The sequence below is a fragment of the Rhizobium sp. P1_E1 genome (genome assembly GCF_056406015.1).
Genome location: NZ_JBFUAY010000326.1, coordinates 1 through 3,820, shown reverse-complemented (window position 1 = coordinate 3,820; position 3,820 = coordinate 1). Strand labels below are relative to the sequence as shown.

Annotated in this window: 2 protein-coding genes and 1 pseudogene; 1 reads left to right on the top strand and 2 read right to left on the bottom strand. The window is 57.6% G+C overall.

The annotated features are described in order from the left end of the window. Window positions 1-2,173 (top strand): benzoate-CoA ligase family protein (locus AC1D1Z_RS34980; RefSeq protein WP_477853365.1); only part of this gene is annotated, 2,173 nt, incomplete at its 5' end. Between the two features lie 112 nt (window positions 2,174-2,285). Here the strand turns inward: AC1D1Z_RS34980 and AC1D1Z_RS34975 are convergent. Both AC1D1Z_RS34975 and AC1D1Z_RS34970 read right to left on the bottom strand, forming a co-directional pair. Continuing rightward, a pseudogene (locus AC1D1Z_RS34975) lies at window positions 2,286-2,698 on the bottom strand (transposase); the annotation flags it as partial. 16 nt (window positions 2,699-2,714) lie between these two features. Then, window positions 2,715-3,818: a ferritin-like domain-containing protein gene (locus AC1D1Z_RS34970; RefSeq protein WP_477853363.1), complete on the bottom strand. Its 1,104-nt coding sequence runs from the start codon at window positions 3,816-3,818 to the stop codon at window positions 2,715-2,717. Between the last annotated feature and the right edge of the window lie 2 nt (window positions 3,819-3,820).

The window sequence follows — 3,820 nt, the reverse complement described above, 5'->3', positions numbered from 1 at the left end:
CTGCTACCGCTTTTCACCGGATCGCAGCACATTCATCGTCGAATGTGACGACGACACCTTCAAAGCTTGGAATTTCAGTGCCCTCGGTGAAGAAGGAAGTGCTCGGCTCTGCGGGGAGATTTTCCGCGATATTCTCCAAGGCGCCCCGCTTATCGCCAACAAGTCGATGTGGCGGCAGTTCCCCCGTCTATGGTGCGACAAATGGGTAGCGGGGCGGCATGTGCTGTTGGGCGACGCCGCGCATACGGCGCATTTTTCGATCGGTTCGGGCACGCGTTTGGCAATGGAGGATGCCATCGCGCTGGTCAGCGCTCTCGCGGCCCATGAGGACGTGGACGCAGCGCTAGCAGCCTATCAGGCGGAGAGGTCCCCCATTGCGAGGAAAATTGTCAACGCCGCGAATACATCTGCGAACTGGTATGACGGCTTTGCTTCGAAGATGAGGATGGAGCCCCTGGATTTCGCCTTCGACTATATGACACGTTCGGGACGGGTGGACAGGGACCGACTACGCAAAATCACGCCGCAATTCATGGCCCGCTATGACGCATCGAAGGCGAGTGAGGGGCAAAAGATCAGCGATCCGGTTGGCGACAACGTTCCAGGCGCGGTCGAAATCGGCTTCGATAAGACAGCACATCCGAACTGCTCGTCTATTCTGTGGGACAATCTGGCCCGCAATCCCGATAAGCTCGCTGTGATCGGTCCCATCGGATCGCTGACTTATGCGGAGCTTGTGGCCGAGGCCTCGCGCTGGGGGAATGCCTTCATCGCCGCTGGTCTGCAGCGTGGGGAGCGCATCCCTTTCTTCCTCGATGACACGCCCGCCTGTCCGGCAGCTTTCTTTGGGGCCGTGCGAGCAGGTTTTGTCCCCGTTCTTTTGAACATTCAGACGACGCCCGATACGCTTAACTTTTATCTTAAGGACACCGGAGCCCGAATCGCGCTCTGCGAGGCGGCGTTGGCGGACAAATTCGGGGCGGAGGTTCTCGATGGGACAGCTGTCGCTCAGGTGGTGACTGTCAACGGAGTCGCTGACGGCACACAGAGGATCGCTGCGGTTAACTTTCTGAACGGCCAGCCGGATGAATTGCCCTGCGCCGATACGGGGCCGGACGATATGGCCTTCTGGATGTATTCCTCAGGCTCTACGGGCCGACCGAAGGGCATTGTCCATCTTCACCATGATATGGCCTATACTCAAGCGTCGTTCGGAAAATATGTCCTTAAACTGAGCAAGGAAGATATCTGTTTTTCGGCGCCGAAGATTTATTTCGCCTACGGGTTCGGGAACTCGTTTACTTTCCCCTTCTCAATTGGCGCAACGACGTTGCTGGTGGCCGGGCAACCGTTGCCTGAGGCCGTGCTGGACACGGTCGAAACGTTCAAACCAACCGTAATTTTTGGGTTGCCGACCCTCTACACTGCTCTAGTTCGCGCAAGTTCAGCCAAGACAAGGGATCTCTCGTCGCTGCGGCAATCGATGTCGGCGGCCGAAATCCTCTCGGAAGACGTCTACAATGCCTGGAAACATCTTACCGGGCACCGTCCGACCGAAGGGCTGGGTTCGACCGAGCTTTTACACATCTATCTTTCCAACCAACTCGACGATCACCGTATCGGTGCCGCCGGCGCGCGCGTTCCGGGCTACGAAATCAGGCTCGTCACGCCAGATGGTGAGCCGGTAGAACCGGGCGAGGAGGGCGCAATGCTCATCCGCGGCCATTCTTCCGCGCCTTGCTATTGGAACCGCGCCGACAAGACGAGCGAGACGATGCGTGGAGACTGGATGGCCACCGGAGACCGTTTCGTCGAGCGGGATGGTTATTATTACTTTCTGGGTCGCACCGACGATTTGATCAAAGTCTCCGGGCAATGGGTCTGGCCGATGGAGGTTGAACGCTGCCTCAACGAACATCCCGACGTGCATGAGTGCGCCATCCTCGCACATGAATTGGAGGATCGCCGTATGACATTGCGGGCCGTGGTGAAATTGCGCGATGGCGCAGTGCACGGCGATGTGCAAACCCGCATCCTGCGCGACTACGTGAAATCGACTCTGATGCCCCACAAATACCCACGCATCATTCAGTATGTCGCCGAACTGCCGAAGACCGGAACAGGCAAGATCGACCGGCAATCATTGTTAAAATTGCCGGTCCCTGTGGATTGAACGGGCCTCCGGCCCGCGCGATTGAGTACGGCTCGGCTGTGGTGCGAYCTCCCATCTGAATGCGAAGAGGAACAGTGATGTCTTATGTTTTCGGGCGTTGGTGGACGGATGTGGAACTGAACGGATGGGGATCTTTGAAACGGCTGACTCCCCCGTAAACCTGCCGGCCGGTGCTGTCCACCAGAGCAGCAACGGTCCGGCAGGTGGAACCTGATTTCCGGGCCGCTTCCCGGCAGATCGCCATGCGCGCGCCCGACGGCTCAGCGTGGTGTGATAGGGGACGGCAAGCGCTAAGCCCATCAATTGCAGCACCGATTCCAACAAGCCTTCTGCCTGGCGAAGCCGCAAGCCAAACACCAGGCCCAGCGTCAAGGTGGTCTCGATTGCTAGATCGGAATAACGGTGCTGGCCGCCGCGGGTCTTGCGTCTTGGAGCATACCATTTGGACAGGGCTTCCGGTGTCAGCCACAAGGTCAGGCTGCCACGCCGACGAAGTCCTGCTTCATACTCCGGCCAGTTCGTCACCCTGAGCTTCGTCTTCTCATGCGATCACCTCCGCTTGCCCGGTGACAGCTGCCTGTTTGGCACTGTGGGGAATCTCGTAGGTGGGGCTGCTGTACTTACCGGGATGGCCCGGCAGGGGATTGCGGATCAGTTCAACGATTATATTGCGGAATTCGAACATGATCGGAACGGCTTCCAGCAGCAAGCTCGGCTGGCCATTATAGGCACGCGTCAAAAGCTCCAGAAACTCGCCATAACATGTATTGAAGTCGGCCGCCGCCTCACGCAATTCCGAGCCTTCGGATATTTCCGCCACCTTGAGGTTCGGTTTGATGGGATAAGCGCCTTCCCAGTCGACCTGCAAATGCGGACCCGTGGGGTGGTCGGCCTGATCACCTTTCCGGTAATAGCGGCCTTTCACCAGTTCATCGAAACGATAGTAATGGGCCAGTTCGTGCTCGTCATCGTCGTAGATACCGCCACCGTCACCTTCGCCCTGTTCCATGATGAGCTTTATGGCTTCGAGGGCGCTTTTCAGATCGGTCACGGGAAACAACGCACCGCCGCCGGAACAATAATGTTCCGAGGTAATCTGGCGAAACGTGTCGCCGATAAAAATCGTTGTGCCCGCCCGGCGCGCTTCGGCTTCTAAGTATTTCATGCCGTCTGCGATTGCCGAATAGAACTCGCCAATACTGTAAAAATGGAGATCTTCGTGCCTCGGATCACTGCCGAGCGCTGTGATATGCGGGGAGTTCTTGCGTTGTATCCGGCCCTTGCCAGCGAGATGTTCGGGGCGCCGGGCCGGCCGCTCGATTTTCAAGAATGTCGCCAGGGCTTCACGGCTGAAAGCCTGTATGCTGACCTTAAAGTCGGTCTCGCCGTCAGGGAGCGAGGCGGGATAGTTAACCGCGAAATCTGGCCTAGTAAGATCCGGCGTGCCACCGATGGCATTGAGGATATTGGCCGCAATGGTCAAATGCAGCATTTCTTCCACGACGATCACGCGAAGAACTTGCGCCGCATCCCGGTTTACTCCGGGCTTAATCGAGTAAAGTGCCGTCAGATACGGCGGAATCGTTGCATGTTCGAGCTGCATCGCACGGTGGAGAAACTCTTTCAGCTCATCGAGCGTCTTAATGC